Raw genomic sequence first — 18,434 nt, 5'->3', positions numbered from 1 at the left:
GACCGGTGCGCGCCGCGACGACCCCCGTACATCCCACAGAGGAGAACCCTGTGACGCACGACCGCCTCGATCTCGTCTCCAAGCTGTACCAGCCCACCGACTGGCCCCGGGTCGTCCGGGCCGCCTCGGGCGAACCGTCGGCCGCGCCGCTCGTCGTGGACCTCGACCCGACCACGTTCTGCGACCTGGCCTGCCCCGAATGCATCAGCGGGAAGCTCCTCAACCAGGGCCGGTTCACCCCGGAACGGCTGGCCGCGCTCGCCGAGGAGCTGGTCGCCCTGTCCGTGCGGGCGGTGGTCCTCATAGGCGGCGGGGAGCCGCTCGCCCACCGCGGCACCCGCAAGGTGTTACGCATCCTCGGCGAGGCGGGCCTGGCCGTCGGGGTCGTCACCAACGGCACGATGATCCAGCAGAACCTCACCGAGCTCGCCCGGTACGCCACCTGGGTCCGGGTCTCCGTCGACGCGGGCAGCGCCGGGACGTACGGGCTGTTCCGGCCCGACCGCAAGGGGCGCAGCGTCTTCGACAAGGTGATCGGGAACATGCGGCTGCTGGCCGCCGAGAAGAAGGGCGCCCTCGGCTACTCCTTCCTGGTGATGTCGCGCCAGGACCCGGGCGGGCCGGCCGTGACCAACCACCACGAGGTGCTGCAGGCGGCCGAGCTCGCCCACGACATCGGCTGCGACTACTTCGAGACCAAGGCGATGTTCGACGACGACCACCACATCGTGCAGGTCCCCGAGGAGATCCTCGCCTCGGTGGACCGCCAGCTCGCCGAGGCAGCCCGGCTGGAGAGCGACCGCTTCCAGCTCGTCAACTCCTCCACGCTCACCTCGCTGCGCGGCCAGGCCGGTGCCGTACAGCCCAAGGAGTACGACCGCTGCCGGGTCGCCGAGCTCCGCACGCTGATCACCCCGTCCGGGGTGTACGTGTGCTCCTACCACCGGGGCAATCCGCTGGCGAAGATCGGTGACGCGGTCACCGACGACCTCGCCGACATCTGGCAGGACGCGAACCGCCGGGGCATCGTCGACCCGAGCCGGGACTGCCGGTTCCACTGCGCACGGCACCGCTCCAACCTGGAGCTGGACCGCATCGCCGGCGGAACCGGCGAGCCCCCGCTCGCGGAGGACTACGACCCCTTCATCTGACCTCCCGCCGTCACCGGCTCCGGGTGCCGCCGAATGCCCGGAGCCGCCGACGCGGGCACCACCCGGGCCCCCGGGTGCGCGGTGCGCAGCGCCCCCGCGAGGCGGTTCACCGTCTCCTCGAGCGCGTCCGCCCGGCAGACGCCGACCAGCGCACCGCCCCCGCCGGCCCCGCTGAGCTTCAGCGGCAGGCCGGCGGAGCGCCGGGCGAGGGCCCGCAGCTCCTCCAGGAGCGGTGTCGACATCCGCTGGTGGTCACGCATGGCCGCGTGGGCGTCGGACATCGCGGCCCCGAGCGCCGCCAGGTCCCGGCCGCGCAGCGCCTCCCACACCCGGCCGGACGCCGCGTCGGCGGCGGCCCGGTAGGCGGCCAGCGCCGGATCGCCGGAGGCGAGCTGCGCCCGTACGTCGCGGATGTGGTGCCGGGTGTCCTTGCGGGTGCCGGAGTCCACGACGACCACCCGCCACTCCGCGGGCAGGTCGAGGCGGTCCCGCACGGCGGGGAGCCCTCGCTCGCGGCCGTCGAGGAGGAGCGCACCGCCCTCGACGACCGCGAGGTGGTCCATGCCGCCGCCGTTGAAGACGGCGAACTCGAACTCGTACGCCCATCGTGTGATCGTGGCGTCCGGGACGCGCTCGCCGCGTACGGCGTGGTCGGTGAACGCCCGGAACAGGGCCACGATCCGGGCCGTGGACGAGGACAGCCCGCTCGCGGCGGGCGCCTGGCTGCGTACGGTGACGGCGGGCGGGCGCGGGGCGAGCCCGGCCAGCCGCTCGCGCAGGAACGCCCACACCTCCCGCTGCCAGCCGTCCTCGGGCCCGCCGCCGGGCACGGGTCCCGGCTCCGCCGCCACGGTCACGGTCGTCGTCAGGGAGAGCGCGAGGCTCACCGAGCGGCCCCCGCCGAGCCAGTCCAGGTCCTCGCCGGACAGACAGGCCCGGCAGGGCACCTCGGCACGTATCGGATGTGTGGGGTTCACCTGGCCTGGAACCTTCCTTCCGCGCGGTAGGCCGCGTACATGGACAGCACCACCTCCGTGGGCGGGTGCAGGGGGCGGGGCGGGTCGTCGAGCGGCCGGAGGACGGCCCGGCGCACCTCGTCGGCGCCGGGGGCGAGCTCCCCCGACCAGCGCCGGGCGGTGAAGCAGAGCGCGAAGCAGTGCGTCACGTCCCCGTTGGGGTAGGTGAGGGTGTGCACCCGGGGGTCGGAGAGTGTCCCGAAGGCCTCCAGGTCCTCCCGCGCCACCCGCAGGCCGGTCTCCTCGGCGAGTTCACGGACGGCGGCGTCGGCGAAGTCGCCGTCCTCCTCGCAGGCCCCGGCCGGCAGCTCCCAGACCCCGGTGTCCGCGCGCTGCTGGAACAGCCCGCGCCCCTCGGCGTCGATGAGCAGCACCTGCGCGCCGGGCACCAGCAGCTTGCGGGAGCCGACCTGCCGGCGCAGCGACCAGATGTGGGAACCGGTGTAGCCCATGGTGTGCGTGTCGCCTCCGTCGCCTGCGGTGCGCCCTCGGGGGCGCGTCGGTGCGCAGCGTGTCACGCCCGTTCCGCTTCCCCGTACTCATCGGCCAGCCAGCGTGGCGTGGCCTGCGGTGTCGCCAGGAGCCAGCGCACGTACCGGTCCACGCCCTCCTTGACGCCGATCCGGGCCTGCCAGCGCAGGAGCTCGCGGGAGCGTGCGGTGTCCGCGTAGCCGCCGAGCGGGTCGCCCTCGGGGCGCGGGGTGACGATCCGTCGGGCGCCGGGGAAGTACGGGGCGATCAGGTCGGCGACCTCACGGACCGAGGTGGGACGGCCGGTGCCGACGTTCACGGTCCGTTCGGCCATCTGCTCCTCGATCAGGGCGAGCGCGGTGGCCTCGGCGACGTCGTCGACGTGGACGAGGTCGCGGACCTGGTTGCCGCCGCCGTTGAGACGCATGGGGCGGCCGAGGCGGGCCTGGAGCGAGAGCCAGGGCACCATCCAGGAGTGGCTGCCCGGCTTGGGTATCTGGGGGTCGCCGTAGACGGAGAAGTAGCGCACCACCGCGTACTCGGTGCCGCCCGCGGCGCCGAGCATCAGCCGGGTCTGGTGTTCCGCCCAGAGCTTGCCGTTGGCGTAGACGGAGACCGGGCTGAGCGGCATGTCCTCGTGGAAGACCTGCGGCCCCTCGATGTCCGGGTCGCCGTTGCCGTACACGGACGCGGAGGAGACCAGCACCAGGCGCCGGACGGGGTGGCGGGCGGCCTGTTCCAGGACGACCTGGGTTCCCTCGACATTGGCGCGGAAGGCGATGTCGGGGCGGCGGGTGCAGGCCGCGACGTCCGCGTAGGCGGCCGCGTGGACCACGAAGTCGGCGTCCTTCAGCAGCGCCCCCACCGTGTCGGCGTCCCGGACGTCCCCGACCACCAGCCGGGCCCCGCTGCGCGCGGTGCCGAAGGTCTCGTGGCCGGAGTCGGGGTAGGCGTCCATGCGGTCCAGGGCGGTGACTTGGGCTCCGGCGCCGTGCAGCAGGGCGACCAGCCTGCTGCCGACGAGTCCGCCGCCGCCGGTCACGACGATCCGGGCGTCGCAGAGCTTGCCGAGGCGGGAGCGGACGGACTCGTCGCCGTCGGTGCGGGTCGAACGGGGTAACGCAGGCATGACAAGCCTCTTTCAGCGTCGGGGAGAGCGGTACGCGGTGCCCGGGCGGGGCTCCGGCACATACCGACCCCAGCATTCACGGGCCCGTCGCCCGTCTGCCAGAGGGCCATTTCGGCACTCTTGCGGGCCGTCCTCGCCGCCCGTACTGTCCGAATCCGGCTGGCGGAACCGGGCTCCGGAGGGGTGCCCGGCGCGGACCGGGCCGATCCGGACCCAGGGAGGACGTATGGCACGCCCACGCCTCAGCGCGGTGGTCATGACCCACCCCAGACGCCGGGCAGCGGCCGAGGAACTGGCCCGGAGCGTGCCCGGCGGCCTGTTGCGGGTCGTCATGGACCCCGACCCCACGGGCACTCCGTCGGTGCTGCGCACCGCGCTCGCGGCGTGGTCCTCGATCGAGGAGGGGGCCACACATCAATTGGTGGTCCAGGACGACATGGTGTTGTCCGAATCCTTCCTGGACCGGGTGCGGTGTGCGATCGAGGAGTTGCCGGACGCGGCGCTGGCCCTGTTCGCGCTCTGGGACTCGCGCAACGGGGCGGCGGTGCGGATGGGGGCGATGGCGGGTGCCCGCTGGGTCGGCGCGGTCAACGAGTACTTCCCGTGCGTGGCGATCGTGCTGCCGCGCCGGGTCGCCGAGGGCTTCGTCGCGTACGGGCGCCGGCGGCTCGGCGGCTGGCCCGACGACATCCTGATGCACCGCTATCTCGGCGCCCGCGGCGTGCCGCGCTATGTCGCCGTGCCCAATCTCGCCGAGCACGAGGACCGCGGCTCCATCTCCGGCAACGCCTTCCGGGGCCCGCGCCGCTCGGTCTGCTTCGTGCCCGGCGACCGGCCCGGCCAGGAGGGCCGGACGCTGACCGGGCAGACGGTGCTGCCGTTCTTCAAGCACGGTGTGGCGCAGTGCGCGGTACGGGTCACGGGCCCCGGCCCCGAGCGGTGGCTGCATCTGGACGCCGAGCAGTACCTGCGGGGTGCCGGACTGCCCGACGCGCTGCTGCGCCCGCCGGGTGCCGGTGCGTGCGGGCCGGACGTGCGGGGGACCTGGCTGACGGCCCTGGCCATGGGCTTCGAGGCCGCCCGCGGCGGTTTCGAAGCCCCGTCCGGGGCGTCGCGGACGTACGCGGAGGCGGTGGCGACGATCGGCACCGGCGGCATCAGCAACGCCAGCACGGAGGAACATCTCGCGCTCCGTCGCGCGCCCCTGGCCGAGGTGGCGCACCGGGCGCTCGCGGCCGGACGGGAGGCCGCCGCCGAGCCGCGGACGCGCCCCCGGCGGCCCGGCGGCCCCGTCTGGCACGGGGCGGCGAACCCGTTGGGCGAGCATCTCGTGCGCAGGCTGGCCGATCTGGGCGAGCGGTCCGCCGCGGTGATCGACCTGGCTCCGCTCGGCTCCCCCGACCCCCGGGTCACGGTCCGCCCACCGGGCGAGCCGGTCCCGTACACGCTGCGCGTGGGCGAGCTGTACGGTCCCGGCTGTTCGCGCCGCTCCCCGGTCGGCCGGATGGTGTGGGACGCGCTGCGCAGCCGGCCGGTGGTGGCCGGGGGCGATCCGGACGCGGAGGTGTGCCCGGTGTACGTGAACGACCTCGCCGACGCGATCGCGGCGGTGCTGCGCGCCCGGCCGGAGGGCCGCGCGTTCGCGGTCGTCCCCGAGAAGCCGTGCACGGCGGCGGAGCTGGCGCGGGCGGTGCACGACGCCGTGCGGCCCGTGCCGGTGCAACCCGCGCCCGGCGCCGATCCCGGATGGCACCGCCCGGCCGATGCGCCGCCGCCCCCGGGCTGGTCACCCGCCACGGGCCTGGCGCGCGGGCTGCACGCCTTCGCCCAGTGGCTCGCCTACGAGGAGGTGCCCGAGGATTCCGGCTCCGGCTGACCGTCACCGGCCGGGGCCGCCCCGGCCGGTTCGTCCAGGACCAGCTCGGGGTCGTACAGCTCCATCCACACGGCCAGGTCCAGGGCGCGTTCCAGGCCGCGCCGGGAGGCGGAGGTGATCTGCGGGGCGTGGCACTCGGCGGCCCTGCGGAGCCGGTCGCGGTCGACGAGTTCGAAGACGCGGTGGTCCGGGTCGGCAAGGAGCGCGCGGGCGTGTTCCTGGAGGGCGACGGCGTACTGGGGGTCCTGGGTCGAGGGGTAGGGGCTCTTGACCCTGTCGTACACCGAGCGGGGCAGCACGTCCGCGGCGGCCTCGCGCAGCAGGCTCTTCTCCCGGCCGTCGAAGGACTTGAGGGACCAGGGCGCGTTGTAGACGTACTCGACGAGCCGGTGGTCGCAGAACGGCACCCGGACCTCCAGGCCGACCGCCATGCTCGCACGGTCCTTGCGGTCGAGCAGGACACGGACGAAGCGGGTGAGGTGGAGGTGGCAGATCCGGCGCATCCGGTACTCGAAGTCGCTCTCGCCGTCGAGCCGTTCGATGCCCGAGACGGCGTCGCGGTAGCTGTCGTGGATGTACCCGCCGAGGTCCAGGGCGTTCTTGAGGTCGGCGCGGAGCACGTCGGCGTCGTCGCCGAACTGCTCGGCCATCCGCACCAGCCAGGGGAAGGTGTCGGCGGTGCGGGCCTTCTCGTCGAAGAACTGGAGGTAGCCGCCGAAGACCTCGTCGGCGGACTCGCCGGACAGGGCGACCGTGGAGTGCTCGCGGATGGACCGGAAGAGCAGGTAGAGCGAGGAGTCCATGTCGCCCATGCCCATGGGCAGGTCCCGGGCCCGGATCATCCTGGCCCGTACCTCCGGGTCGGCGAGGGTGTCGGGGTCGAGCACGATGTCCTGGTGGAGGGTGCCCGACTGCCGGGCCACGTCGTGGACGAACGGGGTGTCCGGGGTGGTGCGCAGTTCGTCGGCGACGAAGTTCTCGGTGCGGCCGACGAAGTCGACGGCGAAGGTGCGGACCTTCTCTCCGGTCTCGGCGAGCTGCCGGGCGGCGAGCGCGGTGACGGTCGAGGAATCGAGCCCGCCGGAGAGCAGGACGCAGCGCGGCACGTCGGAGACCAGCTGGCGGCGCACGATGTCGTCGAGGAGCGCGCGGACGGTGGCGACGGTGGTGTCCCGGTCGTCGGTGTGCGGGCGGGTCTCCAGCCGCCAGTAGGTGCGGGTGTGCCGTCCGGTGCGGTCCACGGTGACGACCGTGCCGGGCTCCACCTCGTACATGCCGTCCCACACGGCGTGGCCGGGGGTCTTGACCATGGTGAACAGCTCGCGCAGCCCGTCGAGGGTCACCCGGGGCCGGGCCACCGGGTTGGCGAGGATCGCCTTGGGTTCCGAGCCGAAGAGCACTCCGTCGGGCGTCGGCCAGTAGTAGAAGGGCTTGACGCCCATCCGGTCGCGGATCATGACGAGCCGGTCGTGACGGCCGTCCCAGATCGCGAAGGCGTACATGCCGTTCAGCCGCTCGGCGAGGGCGTCGCCCCACTCCAGGTAGCCGCGCAGCACCACCTCGGTGTCCGAGTCGGTGGTGAACCGGTGGCCACGGGCGGTGAGCTCCTCGCGGAGCTCGGTGTAGTTGTACGCCTCGCCGGAGTAGACCAGCGCGACCGCGCCCTCGGGGGTGCCGACGCTCATGGGCTGGCGCCCGCCGGGCAGGTCGATGATCGCGAGCCGCCGGTGGCCGAGCGAGGCGTGCGGGGCGTTCCAGGTCCCCCGGTCGTCGGGGCCCCGGCAGGCCATGGTCTCCGTCATCGCTTCCACTGCCGTGACCTGCTCGGCCGCCCGTAGATCGCGGTCGAAGGAGACCCAGCCGACTATGCCGCACATGCGCGTCCTCCAGATCCGGCCCCGCTTCGGGGCCACTGCCTGCGGTGCCGCCCACCCGTGGGCGTTCCGGACGGCAGTGGCCCGGCGGAACCAGTTGTATTCAGCAGCTATATGACGAGCGTCTGCCTGTGTCCGCGTGCGGTCAACACGAACGGGACCGGCCCGCACGGTCGGGGCGGCTGCTTTCGGCCGCGGTTTTCCGCTTCGTAGAACTTCGTGTACGGAACGTCGGCCCCCGGGCACCCCGCCGAACACGGCTTTCGCGCCTGGCGGGCAGCGGTATCCGGCCACGGGCAAATTCTTGCCCAACCGCCTCGGCAGGCCCGGGTGCGCCGCTGTGCGCCGGGGCCCTCGGGAGGGCGACCCCGCCCTCCCCCAGTATGCGACCGGAGGGCGGGGTCGGCAGCGGGCACGCTCCGGACCGGCGAGGGCGGGGGCGCGACCGGGCGGCCCGGGCCCCTACCGTTCCGTCGCCTCCGCCGTGATGGCCCATCGCTCGTGGTCGCGCCAGGCGCCGTCGATGAACAGGAAGTCCGGCGAGAAGCCTTCGAGGCGGAAGCCGGCCCGCCGGACGAGCGCGATCGATGCCGTGTTGCCGGGCTGGACGTTGGCTTCGAGACGGTGCAGTCCGAGCGGCCCGAAGGCCCGCTTCAGGACCAGGCCCAGCCCCTCGCCCATCAGTCCGCGTCCCGCCGCGTGGGCGAATGCCCCGTAGCCGAGCGCGCCGCAGCGAAACGCCCCGGCGACGATGTTGTTGATGTTGATGAACCCGGCGATGGCACCCGGCCGCCCGCCGTCGCCGTCACCGCCGCGTTCGCAGACGAGGAAACCCGCCCGGGCCGGGTCACCGGTCAGCCGGTCCGCGTAGGCGGCGTACGCGGCGGCGTCCTCGGGCGGGAAGAGCCAGGGCCGGTGCAGTTCCCGGCTCTCCCGGGCCCGGGCGGTGAACTCCTCGGCGTCCTGCATGGTGAAGGGGCGGATCGCCACCCGCTGCCCCTCGGCCAGATACTCGCGGTCGGTCATCCGGCCACCCTAGGTGCTGCCCCGTCCGCCCGGCGGCGCCCGGCCCACACGCCCGCCGCGTTGTCGGGGTCACCCCGGTACATCCGGTATCGGGGCGACCCTCCGCCCTGCGATCGCACGCACCGGACATCCCCCGGGCCCGCCCCGGGCGGACGGCATCACTTCCGGAGCACGCCCTGGATGCCCCCTCAGCCGATCCGGCCGCCGACCACCGGAAGCTCCAGCACCCCGGTGTCCTGCGGGGCGCTGACCACCGTGACCGGCTTGATCCCCCGGTTTCCGGCGTACGCGCCGTCGCTCGCCGCGATCACGAACTCGAGGCGGTGGCCCTTCTCGTAGCGGTGGACGATGCCCGGGAGCCGTACGGTGAACGGGCGGGTGACGTCGGGCACCCGCACCGGCGCGACCAGCCGGTTGACCAGGTTCCTGGTGCCGTCCGGGGCCACGTCGTAGATCTTGGCGAACAGGACGAGCTTGTCGGCGGCGTCGCCGCTGTTCTGGACCCGTTCCGTCGTCGGCGAGACGACCTTCAAGGTGGCCTGCGGGGCGCCGACGACGTCGACGGGGGCCGTCAGCGGGGCGCTGGTCCAGCCGAGGTAGGTGCCCTTGGTGTCGTAGGGTGCGGGGTCGGGCAGCCCGAGCGTTCCGGCGAGGGAACTCTCCGAGTGACTGGTGGGAATCAGCCAGTTGACGTACTGGCGGCTGCCGCGGACGACCTCGGACCGGTCACCGACGAGCTTCCCGTCGCCGGACAGGTACACCTTCCGCGAGAGGGCCGGCACCGCGCCCGCCGTGCCGTATCCGCTCTGCCAGTCGCGGTAGTAGGCGAAGGCGGGTCCGGTGTCGGCGCCCCGGTCGTCCCGGAGGTAGCGGTCGAACCAGGCGAGGACGCGCCGTCCGACGTAGCTGCTCTCCAGATCGCCCCGACCCAGGTCGAGTTCGCCGGGCGCCTGGCCGCCGCTGTGGCCCCAGGACTGCCAGATCATCCTGGCCGTGGTGCCCTGTGCCCTGAGCTTCTCGTAGGTGGCGGTGGCCTCGTTGAGGTTGAACAGGCTGTCGGTCTGGCCCTGGACGAGCAGGGTGGGGGCCTTCACCTTGTCCAGATAGCCGACCGGGGAGACGCCGCGCGCGTAGTCGAGCATCGCGGCGGTGCGGTCGGCCGGGAAGCGGCCGGAGTTGAGCAGCCGGACGGTGTCGCAGGCGGAGCTCGCGAAGTGCAGGCAGCCGAGGCTGTTGAACCGGGACGGGTCGAGACTCGCGTTGAGGAGGGTCTGCCCCTCCCCCATCAGGTAGAAGCCGTTGGTCCACTGCCACTTGAAGACCCCGGCGGTGTCGGAGGACACGCCGGTGCGGGCGTCGGCGCCGTTCGGGGCGAGCGCGTACGCCAGGTCGTTCCAGGTGATCAGCGGGACGAGCGCGTCGACCCGCCGGTCGGTGGAGGCGGTGGCCAGCTGCACGGCGCCGCCGTACGAGCCGCCGATCATGCCGACCCGTGGGTCCCCCTCGCCGTCCTGGACGACGTAGTCGGCCCGGGTGCCGTCGTCGGCGGCGCGGGTCCCGGCGAGGAAGTCGATGAGCCCGGCGGCCGCCCGGCCGTCAACCGCCGGGTCGTCGAGGGTGATGAGGCAGCCGGACCTGCCGAAGCCGAGTCCGGAGTAGACCAGGCCGACGTAGCCGCGCGAGGCGAAGGCCTTGCCGATGGCGTCGGTCGTGCCGTCCGACTTGCTGCCGCCGAAGCCGTTGGTGGCGAGTACGGCGGGGGCCGGGTGACCGGCGTCGGCCCCGGCCGGGCGGTACAGGTCCGCGTCCACGGTGCAGGCACGGTCGCCCGCCCGGACGGTGAACTTCAGCGGGGTGACGGTGTACCGGCCCGCCTCGGCGGCGGTCGCCCGCGCCGCACCGGCGAGCATCAGCGGTGCGACGAGGGCGGCCGCGGCCACCTGGGCGAGCGATCTGCGGGAGAGCATCCGGTAGCCGGACCGGGGACGGGACACAGCACGCGACACGAGGACCTCCACACCCAGAGCGCCCTACCGACCGGTAGGCACAGGATCGCGCTCATGCTGTGACGCGTGTCATAGGGCTGTCAATGTTCCGGGCGGCGATTCCTGAACACTGCTCAACTTCTTTACGAGCCACCGTCGTTCAGCACAGGGCCGGCCCCTCGACGGTGAGCGTGGCGGGCCCGCCGTCCGCCGGGGCGTCCAGCACCGCGGGCACCCCAAGCGGAACGGTGAGCGCCGTCGGCCCGTGCCCGAAGCCCAGCTCCTCGACGACCGGCACCCCCAGCGGGCCCAGCCGGTCGGCGAGCACGGCCCGCACCTGCTCGTACGGACCGCAACCCGACCACGATCCGCAGACCACCCCGGCGATCCCGCTCAGCGCCCCGGCCCGCAGCAGCTGGGTGAGGATGCGGTCGAGGCTGTACGGGGCCTCGCCGGTGTCCTCGATCACCAGCAGCCCGCCCCGCGCCGGGGGACGGGCGGACGGCGTGCCGAGGTCGGCGGCGAGCAGGCTCACACAGCCGCCGTAGGTGATGCCGCGGGCCCGGCCGGGCACCAGCGCCCGCGCGGCGGGCAGGCCGAGGGTCCGCACCGATTCGGGCGCGAACAGGGTGGCCCGCAGCGACTCCCGGGTGTCCGGGTCCTTGAGGAAGGTCTCCGTCGCGGCCATCGGGCCGTGCAGGGTGACGATCCCCAGATGCCGGGCGAACGCCTCGTGGAGCACGGTGACGTCGCTGTAGCCGACGAACACCTTCGGCCCCGCCGCACGCATCGCCTCCCAGTCGACCAGGTCGGCCATCCGGTGCGCGCCGTACCCGCCCCGGGCACAGATCACCGCGTCCACGGCCGGGTCGCACCAGGCGTCCTGGAGGTCGGCGGCGCGCGCCTCGTCGGTGCCCGCGAGGTAATCGAGCCGGGGGTGGACCGCGCGGGCGTGCGGGGCCTCGACGACCTCCAGGCCCCAGCCGCGCAGCACGTCCAGACCCGCGTCCAGCCGGTCGGCGGGGACCGGGCCGCACGGTGACACGACGGCGACCCGGGACCCGGGGCGCAGCCGGGCCGGGCGGGTCAGCGGGGCGAGGGTCACCGCTTCAGCTCCAACCGGGGGACGTCGCCGCGCTCGGCCCCGAAGACCTGGCCGTACAGGGAGAGTTCGGCCTCCAGGGCGCGGATCATGGTGTCGGCGCGGCGGAATCCGTGCCCCTCACCCTCGAAGGTGAGGTAGGCGTGCGGGATGCCGCGTCCGTCGAGCGCGGCGAGGAAGCGTTCGCACTGGACGGGCGGGCAGATCGGGTCGTCCAGCCCCTGGAGCAGCAGGAAGGGGGTGGCGAGCCGGTCGACGCGGCCCACCGGGGAGCGGTCGCGGTAGCGGTCGGGGACCTCGGCGATCGGGCCCACCAGGGACTCCAGGTACCGGGACTCGAAGTCGTGGGTCTCATCCATCCCCCAGCCGGTCAGGTCGAGGATCGGGTAGATGATCGTCCCGCAGGCGTAGACGTCGGTGCCGGTCAGCGAGGCCGCGGTGGTCCAGCCTCCGGCGCTGCCGCCGCGGATGGCGAGCCGCTGCCGGTCGGCCGTGCCCTCCTTCGCCAGAGCCTCGGCGACGGCGGCGCAGTCCTCGACGTCGACGACGCCCCACTGTTCGCGCAGCCGGTTGCGGTAGTCCCTGCCGTAGCCGGTGGAGCCGCCGTAGTTGACCTCGGCGACGCCGATGCCGCGCGAGGTGAAGTAGGCGATCTCCAGGTCGAGGACGAGGGCGGCGTGGCCGGTGGGGCCGCCGTGCGCCCAGACCACGTAGGGCGGCAGTTCACCGGCGGGGCCGGTGCGGTCGGGGTTGCGCGGCGGGTAGAGGTGGACGTGGATCTCGCGTCCGCCGGGGCCGGTGACGGCGCGCTGCTCGGGCCGCGGGTAGTACGCGGGGTCCACGGCGTCCCGGTGCGGCGCCCCGATCACCCGGGTGCGGCCGGTCGCGGTGTCCAGCTCGACCACCTCGTACGCGCTGTACGGGCTCGCCGCCACGCCGACGACCCGGCTGCCGTGCACGGCGAGTGTCTCGGCCCACTCGGTCCAGGGTCCGGCGACGTCGACGAGTTCGCCGGTCCGGGGGTCGAGGATGCCGAGCGTGGTGGTGCCCTTGCCGTGGATGGTGGCGATCAGCCCGTTGTCCAGCGGCCGGAACCAGCCGAGGCCGATCTTCCAGAGGGGGCCGGCGAACTCCTGCTCGCGGGGGCAGAGCGCGAGCGGGCCCCGGTCCGGGTCGTCGCGGTACAGGTTCCACCAGCCGCCGCGGTCGCTGGCGAACAGCAGCCGCCCGTCGGTGTCCCACTCGATCTGCGGCACCGATTCCTCGGGGCCGCCGAGGTGGGAGCGGGTGTTGCGGAAGGTGCCGTCCTCGGCCACGTCCGCGAGCATCACCTCGGTGCCGTCCCACGGCATCCGGGGGTGGTCCCAGGCGATCCAGGCCGCCTGCCGGCCGTCCGGCGAGAGCTTCGGCCCGGTGACGAACCGGTGGCTGTCGTCGGTGAGTTCGCGTACGGCCGTGCGGTCGTCGGCGGCCGAGCCGTCCAGCGGGACGGCCGCGATCACCCGGCGCAGTGCGGTGGGGCCCTCGCCGGTGAACTCCTCCAGGACGCACCAGACCTCGCCCCGTTCGACGTGGAGCCGCGGGTCGGCCCAGCGCAGTCCGCCGCCGGTGGCCGAGAGCGGGGTGAGGGGACGGGGCCCGTCCGGCCCGTCGGGGGCGTAGGCGTAGAGCCGCTGGTCGGCGAAGTGGACGAAGACGATCAGCGGACCGCCCTCGGCGCGGGCGGTCCCGGCCCAGGGCACTCCGCCGTACTCGATGACCCGGCTCCGTACGTTCCACGGGGCGGGCAGGACGGACTCGGCCCCGCCGTCCGCCCGGCGGCGGACCAGGGCGCGCCGGCCCGCCTCGGCGGGGCGCGGTTCGGTCCACCACACCTCGTCGCCGACGGTGGCGACGTACTCCGGACGCCCGTCGTGGGAGGCGGCGAGCGCGGCATCGATGGGCGAGGGCCAGGTTCCGTAGGACCCGGTGGGCTGCATGTGTCGATTCCCCCTTGGCCGGTCAGGCCGTACGCAGGTAGTGGTCGAGGACGCGGACGCCGAAGTGCAGGGCCTCGACGGGGACGCGTTCGTCGACGCCGTGGAAGAGCGCCTGGTAGTCGAAACCGACGGGCAGCTTCAGCGGCGAGAACCCGTAGCCGGTGATGCCGAGCCGGGAGAACTGCTTGGCGTCGGTGCCGCCCGACATGCAGTACGGCACGACGTGGCCGTCCGGGTCGAAGCGTTCGATCGCGGCGCGCAGTTTCGCGAACGTGGGCGAGTCGACGGGGGCCTGGAGCGGGACCTCCCGGTGGTGGAACTCCCAGTCGACGTCGGGGCCGGTCAGCCGGTCCAGGGTGGCGTGGAACTCGTCCTCGCCGCCGGGCACCATCCGGCCGTCGACGAAGGCGGTGGCGTGGCCCGGGATCACGTTGACCTTGTAACCGGCCTCCAGCATCGTCGGGTTGGAGCTGTTGCGGACGGTGGGCGCGACGAGGTCGGCGGCGGGGCCGAGCTTGCCGAGCAGTTCGTCCACGTCGAAGCCGGGTGCGTCGAGGTCGGGGTGGATGTCGTGCAGCGCGGCGATCTCGGTGAGCGCGGCACGGACCGTCGGGGTGAGCCGGACGGGCCACTCGTGGGCGCCGATCCGGGAGACGGCGGCGGCGAGCGCGCTGACCGCGTTGTTCCGGTTGACCTTGGAGCCGTGCCCGGCCTTGCCGTGCGCGGTGAGCTTCAGCCAGGCGGTGCCGCGTTCCCCGGCGGCGATCGGATAGAGCGGCATGCCGGGCCCGGCGTGGAAGGTGAAGGCGCCGGATTCGCTGATGCCCTCGGTGCAGCCCTCGAAGAGTTCGGCGTGCCGGTCGGCGAGGAAACCGGAGCCGTCGTCGGCGCTGGCCTCCTCGTCCGCGGTGTACGCGATGACGATGTCGCGGCGGGGCCGGATGCCGGCCCGTGCCCAGCCGCGTACGACGGCCAGGACCATCGCGTCCATGTTCTTCATGTCGATGGCGCCGCGCCCCCAGACGACCCCGTCGCGGACCTCGCCGGAGAAGGGGTGCACGGTCCAGTCGGCGGCCTCGGCCGGGACCACGTCGAGGTGGCCGTGGACGAGGAGGGCGTCGGCCGAGGGGTCGGTGCCGGGGATGCGGGCGACCACGTTGGTGCGTCCGGGGGTCCGTTCCAGCAGGGTCGGCTCGATCCCGGCGGCGGCCAGCCGTTCGGCGACGTACTCGGCGGCCGGGCGTTCCCGGCACTCGCCGTCGCCGCGGTTGGTGGTGTCGATCCGGATCAGCTCGGAGGTGAAGGTCACCGATTCGTCGAGCGCCTGCCGGTCGACGCCGTCCCGGGTGCCGGTCGCCTCAGCCATACTGTTCCTCCACGGCGGACGACACGATCGTCGTCACGGCCTTGAACGTGCGGATTCCTTCGTACATCGTCGCGCTGGTGTAGGCGACGCGCCGTTCGCCGCTGGGCGCCACGCCGGGGACGACGGTGGCGGCCTGGGCCAGGTGCTCGGCGTCGAACTCCAGCTCCACGGTGAAGGGGCCGCCCGCCACGGGCTCGTACCGTCCGGCGAGCGCGGCGGCCTCCTTGGCGGCGGCCCGGATGTCGGCCGCGGTACGGGCCGGGGTGCGGCAGACCGCCGCGTACCGCGACACGTAGTCCTTGACCGCGACCTTGCGGGCCGCCGGGGCGTACCCCTGCGCGTCCACGCAGGTCAGGTCGTCGCCGGTGACGAGGACGACGGGGATTCCGTACTCGGCGACGACATGGGCGTTGAGCAGGCCCTCACTGGCGCGGGCGCCGTTCAGCCAGACCCCGGTGATGGAGTTCGCCAGATACGTGTGGGCGAGGACCCCTTCCGCACCGGCGCCGGTGTGGTAGCCGACGAAGGCGATGGCGTCGACGTCACCGTGCTGGATGCCCTCGACCATGGAGAGGGACTTGTGCCGTCCGGTGAGCATCTGGACCCGGTCGTCGAGCCGCTCCAGCAGGAGGTTCCGCATGGACCAGTGGGCCTCGTTGACGAGCACCTCGTCCGCGCCGCCGTCGTAGAAACCGAGCACCGCCGCGTTCACGTCGGAGGTGAACATGGCGCGGCACCGCTCCCACTGGGGCGTGCCCGGCAGCACATCGGCCGGCCAGGTCACACCGGTGGCGCCTTCCATGTCCGCGCTGATCAGGATCTTCATGCCGGGCCACGGTACGCGCCCGGGAACCGCCAGGCCAGAGCCACGGGCACGTTCAATGGTCCAGTCCTCCGAAGGGCGGCCGACGCACTCCGCGAACGGGCGCATCACGGACACCGCACCGGCCGCGCCGCGTCGCGCCGGGGCCGCCGGAGCCGCGGAAGCGGCTTGACACATTCCACTACGCCAGACCATGATTCCATTAATTGACTAATGGAATTGAGGGAAGTGCATGGCAGACGCATTGACCCCGACCGGCTCGTCCGGCGCCTGGGCCCTGGAGGCCCGCGGCCTGGGTAAGCGCTACCGTCGAGGCCGGGCGCTGGAAGACGTCTCCTTCCGGCTGCCGGCCGGCCGGATCTGCGGCCTGGTCGGTCCCAACGGGGCCGGGAAGAGCACCCTGCTGGGAATCGCCACCCGTCAGGTGCAGCCCACGGAAGGCAGCCTGAGCATCTTCGGCGTGCCGGTGGACGACTCCCGCGCGATGCCGAGATTCGCGTTCCTCGGACAGGACAAGCCGCTGTTCAAGCGGTTCACCGTGGCGGAGACGCTGCGCATGGGCAGCGAGCTGAACCCCGGCTGGGACCAGGTGGCGGCGGAGCGGATCGTCCGGGCCGGCCAGGTGCCGATGGAGGCCCGGGTCGGCACGCTCTCCGGCGGCCAGCGCACCCGCGTCGCGTTCGCCCTGGCCTTCGGCAAGCGGCCCGATCTGCTGCTGCTCGACGAGCCGATGTCGGACCTCGACCCGCTCGCCCGCCACGACATGAGCACGCTGCTGATGTCGGAGGCCGTCCAGCACGGCACCACGGTCGTCATGTCCTCCCACATGCTCTCCGAGCTGGAGGACATGTGCGACTACCTGCTCGTGCTCGCGGGCGGCCGGATCCGGATGGCGGGGGACGCGGACGCGCTCGTCCCGGCCCACGCACTGGTGACCGGGCTCGCCCCGGACGGTGACCCGGCCACCGCGCTGGCCCCCCACACCGTGATCGAGTACCGCGTCCAGGGCCGGCAGTTCCACGCGCTGGTGCGGCCCAACGGCCCCCTCTCGGGCGACTGGGTGGTCGCCGAACCCAGCCTGGAGGAAGTACTGCTGGCGCATCTGCGCTCGCCGGACGCGCCCCCCTTGTTCACACCCGGTGCCCGTATCGAGGCCGAAGGGAGCCACGCCGCATGAGCACCACCCTCACCGAAACCCCCCGGACCGGCGACACCCCCAAGCGCCGCCTGCTGCGCGGGCCGAGCTGGCTCGTCACCCGCCAGCACCGGGGCGCCCTGCTCACCCTGCTCGGCGCGGCGGTCCTCGGCCCGATCTGGATCGTGTACGAGCGCAGCCGCATGAAGGACGTTCTGGAGGCCGCGGGCTGGCCGGACAAGAACGTGATGTCGATGGACTTCGACTCCGACGGCGTGAACCTGATCATCAGCGCGCTCGGAGCGCTGCCGCTGCTGCTCGCCGTCTTCGTCGGCGCCCCGCTGATCGCCGGGGACAAGGAGCACGGCACCGCGCAGCTGGTCACCACCCAGTCCGTGTCACGCGGGCGCTGGGTGGCGGCGAAGCTCGCCTGGATCTACGGCGCGGTGCTCGTGACCGCCGTGGTGCTGTCCGCGGTCTTCACCTGGTGGTGGAAGCCCCTCCGCCCGGTGTTCCCGTACGACTGGTCGAGCGGGTCGATCTTCGACATCACCGGCCCGGTGCTCCCCGCGCTCTGCCTCTTCCTGACCGCCGCCGGCATCACCATGGGTGTACTGGTGCGCCGGGTCCTCCCGGCCATGGCCGCCACGCTGTTCCTCTCCTGGGCCTTCGGGGTGTTCTGGGACGAGATGATCGTCAAGCTCGCCTCGACCCGCACGCTCGTCTACCCGCTCCAGGACGACATGCCCGCCCGGCTGAACGACGCCCTGGAGGTGGACCGCTGGGTCGGCTCCGCCGACGGGCACCTCTACGGCTGGGGTCTGTGCGCCAAGACCACCGAGAAGGCGTCGGACGCGTGCATCAAGGAGCACGGGATCGTGAACAATGTCTACGAGTACCTGGAATACAACCAGATGGCGGGCATGCAGTGGCTCGGCGCGGGCCTGCTGCTCGCGGGCACCGCGGTCCTCACCGCGTTCGTGCTGTTGCGGGTGTCCCGTCGCCCGCTCTAGAGCGTCTTCGGCCGTGACGGAGGGAAGAGGAGGTGTAGGCGGTGGTCGTGTTCCGGATCGACCGGCGCAGCGGAGTGGCGACGTACCTCCAGATCGTGCGCCAGGTCGAGCAGGCGCTGCGCATGGGCGCCCTGGAGGAGGGTGACCGGCTGCCCACGGCCGCGCAGGTGGCGGCCGACACCAAGGTCAACCCGAACACCACGCTCAAGGCGTACCGGGAGCTGGAGCGCGCCGGTCTCGCCGAGGTCCGGCAGGGGGCGGGCACCTTCATCACCCGCACCCTCGTCCCGCCCCAGGCGGGCGCCGACTCACCGCTGCGCGCCTCGCTCACCGAGTGGCTGAACGAGGCGCGGGCCCAGGGACTCAGCGGCCAGGAGGCCGAGGCCCTCTTCCGCGCGGCGCACGCGACGGTGTACCCGCCCGGGCCGGACACCGGCTGACCACGCGTACCAGGGCGGACGGCCGCTCCGGTCCCGACGGGGCCGGAG

The 18,434-nt window shown here is 73.3% G+C and carries 15 protein-coding genes; 5 read left to right on the top strand and 10 right to left on the bottom strand.

The window, feature by feature from the left end:
- Positions 1–50 precede the first annotated feature (50 nt).
- Positions 51–1,151 carry a radical SAM protein gene (locus ACFCV8_RS11690; protein ID WP_376685124.1) on the top strand — a complete coding sequence of 367 codons (1,101 nt, stop codon included), beginning with the start codon at positions 51–53 and terminating at the stop codon, positions 1,149–1,151.
- Here the strand turns inward: ACFCV8_RS11690 and ACFCV8_RS11685 are convergent.
- From ACFCV8_RS11685 to ACFCV8_RS11675, 3 genes are all read right to left on the bottom strand, one after another.
- The gene (locus ACFCV8_RS11685) at positions 1,133–2,128 is read right to left on the bottom strand and encodes a mevalonate kinase (RefSeq protein WP_376685123.1); all 996 of its coding nucleotides are present in this window, start codon (positions 2,126–2,128) and stop codon (positions 1,133–1,135) included. The genes ACFCV8_RS11690 and ACFCV8_RS11685 overlap by 19 nt on opposite strands.
- The gene (locus ACFCV8_RS11680) at positions 2,125–2,619 is read right to left on the bottom strand and encodes an NUDIX domain-containing protein (protein ID WP_376685122.1); all 495 of its coding nucleotides are present in this window, start codon (positions 2,617–2,619) and stop codon (positions 2,125–2,127) included. The genes ACFCV8_RS11685 and ACFCV8_RS11680 overlap by 4 nt, the downstream gene beginning before the upstream one ends.
- 62 nt (positions 2,620–2,681) lie before the next feature.
- Positions 2,682–3,767 carry an NAD-dependent epimerase/dehydratase family protein gene (locus tag ACFCV8_RS11675; protein ID WP_376685121.1) on the bottom strand — a complete coding sequence of 362 codons (1,086 nt, stop codon included), beginning with the start codon at positions 3,765–3,767 and terminating at the stop codon, positions 2,682–2,684.
- A gap of 226 nt (positions 3,768–3,993) precedes the next feature.
- On the opposite strand from ACFCV8_RS11675, the gene ACFCV8_RS11670 reads away from it, so the two are divergent.
- Positions 3,994–5,643, top strand: a complete 1,650-nt coding sequence (locus ACFCV8_RS11670) for an NAD-dependent epimerase/dehydratase family protein (RefSeq protein WP_376685120.1) — start codon at positions 3,994–3,996, stop codon at positions 5,641–5,643.
- Here the strand turns inward: ACFCV8_RS11670 and asnB are convergent.
- The 7 genes from asnB to ACFCV8_RS11635 form a co-directional block, all read right to left on the bottom strand.
- Positions 5,607–7,520 carry an asparagine synthase (glutamine-hydrolyzing) gene (gene asnB, locus ACFCV8_RS11665; RefSeq protein ID WP_376685119.1) on the bottom strand — a complete coding sequence of 638 codons (1,914 nt, stop codon included), beginning with the start codon at positions 7,518–7,520 and terminating at the stop codon, positions 5,607–5,609. The two genes, ACFCV8_RS11670 and asnB, sit on opposite strands and share 37 nt — an antisense overlap.
- Positions 7,521–7,979: 459 nt before the next feature.
- Positions 7,980–8,543, bottom strand: a complete 564-nt coding sequence (locus ACFCV8_RS11660; RefSeq protein WP_376685118.1) for a GNAT family N-acetyltransferase — start codon at positions 8,541–8,543, stop codon at positions 7,980–7,982.
- 188 nt (positions 8,544–8,731) lie between these two features.
- Positions 8,732–10,510 carry a CocE/NonD family hydrolase gene (locus ACFCV8_RS11655; protein WP_376685149.1) on the bottom strand — a complete coding sequence of 593 codons (1,779 nt, stop codon included), beginning with the start codon at positions 10,508–10,510 and terminating at the stop codon, positions 8,732–8,734.
- Positions 10,511–10,688: 178 nt separating this feature from the next.
- Positions 10,689–11,633, bottom strand: a complete 945-nt coding sequence (locus ACFCV8_RS11650; RefSeq protein ID WP_376685117.1) for an LD-carboxypeptidase — start codon at positions 11,631–11,633, stop codon at positions 10,689–10,691.
- The gene (locus ACFCV8_RS11645) at positions 11,630–13,609 is read right to left on the bottom strand and encodes a prolyl oligopeptidase family serine peptidase (protein WP_376685116.1); all 1,980 of its coding nucleotides are present in this window, start codon (positions 13,607–13,609) and stop codon (positions 11,630–11,632) included. The genes ACFCV8_RS11650 and ACFCV8_RS11645 overlap by 4 nt, the downstream gene beginning before the upstream one ends.
- Before the next feature lie 22 nt (positions 13,610–13,631).
- Complete coding sequence (locus tag ACFCV8_RS11640) at positions 13,632–14,975, bottom strand: M20/M25/M40 family metallo-hydrolase (protein WP_376685115.1); 1,344 nt, start codon at positions 14,973–14,975, stop codon at positions 13,632–13,634.
- Positions 14,968–15,801, bottom strand: coding sequence for a M55 family metallopeptidase (locus ACFCV8_RS11635; protein ID WP_376685114.1), 834 nt, complete (start codon positions 15,799–15,801; stop codon positions 14,968–14,970). Before ACFCV8_RS11635 ends, ACFCV8_RS11640 begins: the two co-directional genes overlap by 8 nt.
- Before the next feature lie 229 nt (positions 15,802–16,030).
- Here ACFCV8_RS11635 and ACFCV8_RS11630 point away from each other — a divergent pair, with 229 nt between their 5' ends.
- The 3 genes from ACFCV8_RS11630 to ACFCV8_RS11620 are packed head-to-tail and all read left to right on the top strand — an operon-like array spanning position 16,031 to position 18,386.
- Positions 16,031–16,975 carry an ABC transporter ATP-binding protein gene (locus tag ACFCV8_RS11630; protein WP_376685113.1) on the top strand — a complete coding sequence of 315 codons (945 nt, stop codon included), beginning with the start codon at positions 16,031–16,033 and terminating at the stop codon, positions 16,973–16,975.
- Positions 16,972–17,946 (top strand): ABC transporter permease, encoded by a 975-nt coding sequence (locus ACFCV8_RS11625; RefSeq protein ID WP_376685112.1) that lies wholly within the window; start codon positions 16,972–16,974, stop codon positions 17,944–17,946. The genes ACFCV8_RS11630 and ACFCV8_RS11625 overlap by 4 nt, the downstream gene beginning before the upstream one ends.
- A 41-nt stretch (positions 17,947–17,987) precedes the next feature.
- Positions 17,988–18,386 carry a GntR family transcriptional regulator gene (locus ACFCV8_RS11620; protein ID WP_376685111.1) on the top strand — a complete coding sequence of 133 codons (399 nt, stop codon included), beginning with the start codon at positions 17,988–17,990 and terminating at the stop codon, positions 18,384–18,386.
- Positions 18,387–18,434: the final 48 nt, after the last annotated feature.

The organism is Streptomyces sp. NPDC056347, assembly GCF_042262625.1.
Taxonomy (GTDB): Bacteria; Actinomycetota; Actinomycetes; order Streptomycetales; family Streptomycetaceae; genus Streptomyces.
The sequence above is the reverse complement of the archived record's forward strand: the minus strand, read 5'-3'. Positions and strand labels throughout refer to the sequence as shown.

Coding starts and splice junctions, on each gene's coding strand:
- ACFCV8_RS11680 (WP_376685122.1), bottom strand. CDS start 2,619: ATGGGCTACACCGGTTCCCACATCTGGTCGCTGCGCCGGCAGGTCGGC.
- ACFCV8_RS11675 (WP_376685121.1), bottom strand. CDS start 3,767: ATGCCTGCGTTACCCCGTTCGACCCGCACCGACGGCGACGAGTCCGTC.
- ACFCV8_RS11670 (WP_376685120.1), top strand. CDS start 3,994: ATGGCACGCCCACGCCTCAGCGCGGTGGTCATGACCCACCCCAGACGC.
- asnB (WP_376685119.1), bottom strand. CDS start 7,520: ATGTGCGGCATAGTCGGCTGGGTCTCCTTCGACCGCGATCTACGGGCG.
- ACFCV8_RS11660 (WP_376685118.1), bottom strand. CDS start 8,543: ATGACCGACCGCGAGTATCTGGCCGAGGGGCAGCGGGTGGCGATCCGC.
- ACFCV8_RS11655 (WP_376685149.1), bottom strand. CDS start 10,510: ATGCTCTCCCGCAGATCGCTCGCCCAGGTGGCCGCGGCCGCCCTCGTC.
- ACFCV8_RS11645 (WP_376685116.1), bottom strand. CDS start 13,609: ATGCAGCCCACCGGGTCCTACGGAACCTGGCCCTCGCCCATCGATGCC.
- ACFCV8_RS11640 (WP_376685115.1), bottom strand. CDS start 14,975: ATGGCTGAGGCGACCGGCACCCGGGACGGCGTCGACCGGCAGGCGCTC.
- ACFCV8_RS11635 (WP_376685114.1), bottom strand. CDS start 15,801: ATGAAGATCCTGATCAGCGCGGACATGGAAGGCGCCACCGGTGTGACC.
- ACFCV8_RS11630 (WP_376685113.1), top strand. CDS start 16,031: ATGGCAGACGCATTGACCCCGACCGGCTCGTCCGGCGCCTGGGCCCTG.
- ACFCV8_RS11625 (WP_376685112.1), top strand. CDS start 16,972: ATGAGCACCACCCTCACCGAAACCCCCCGGACCGGCGACACCCCCAAG.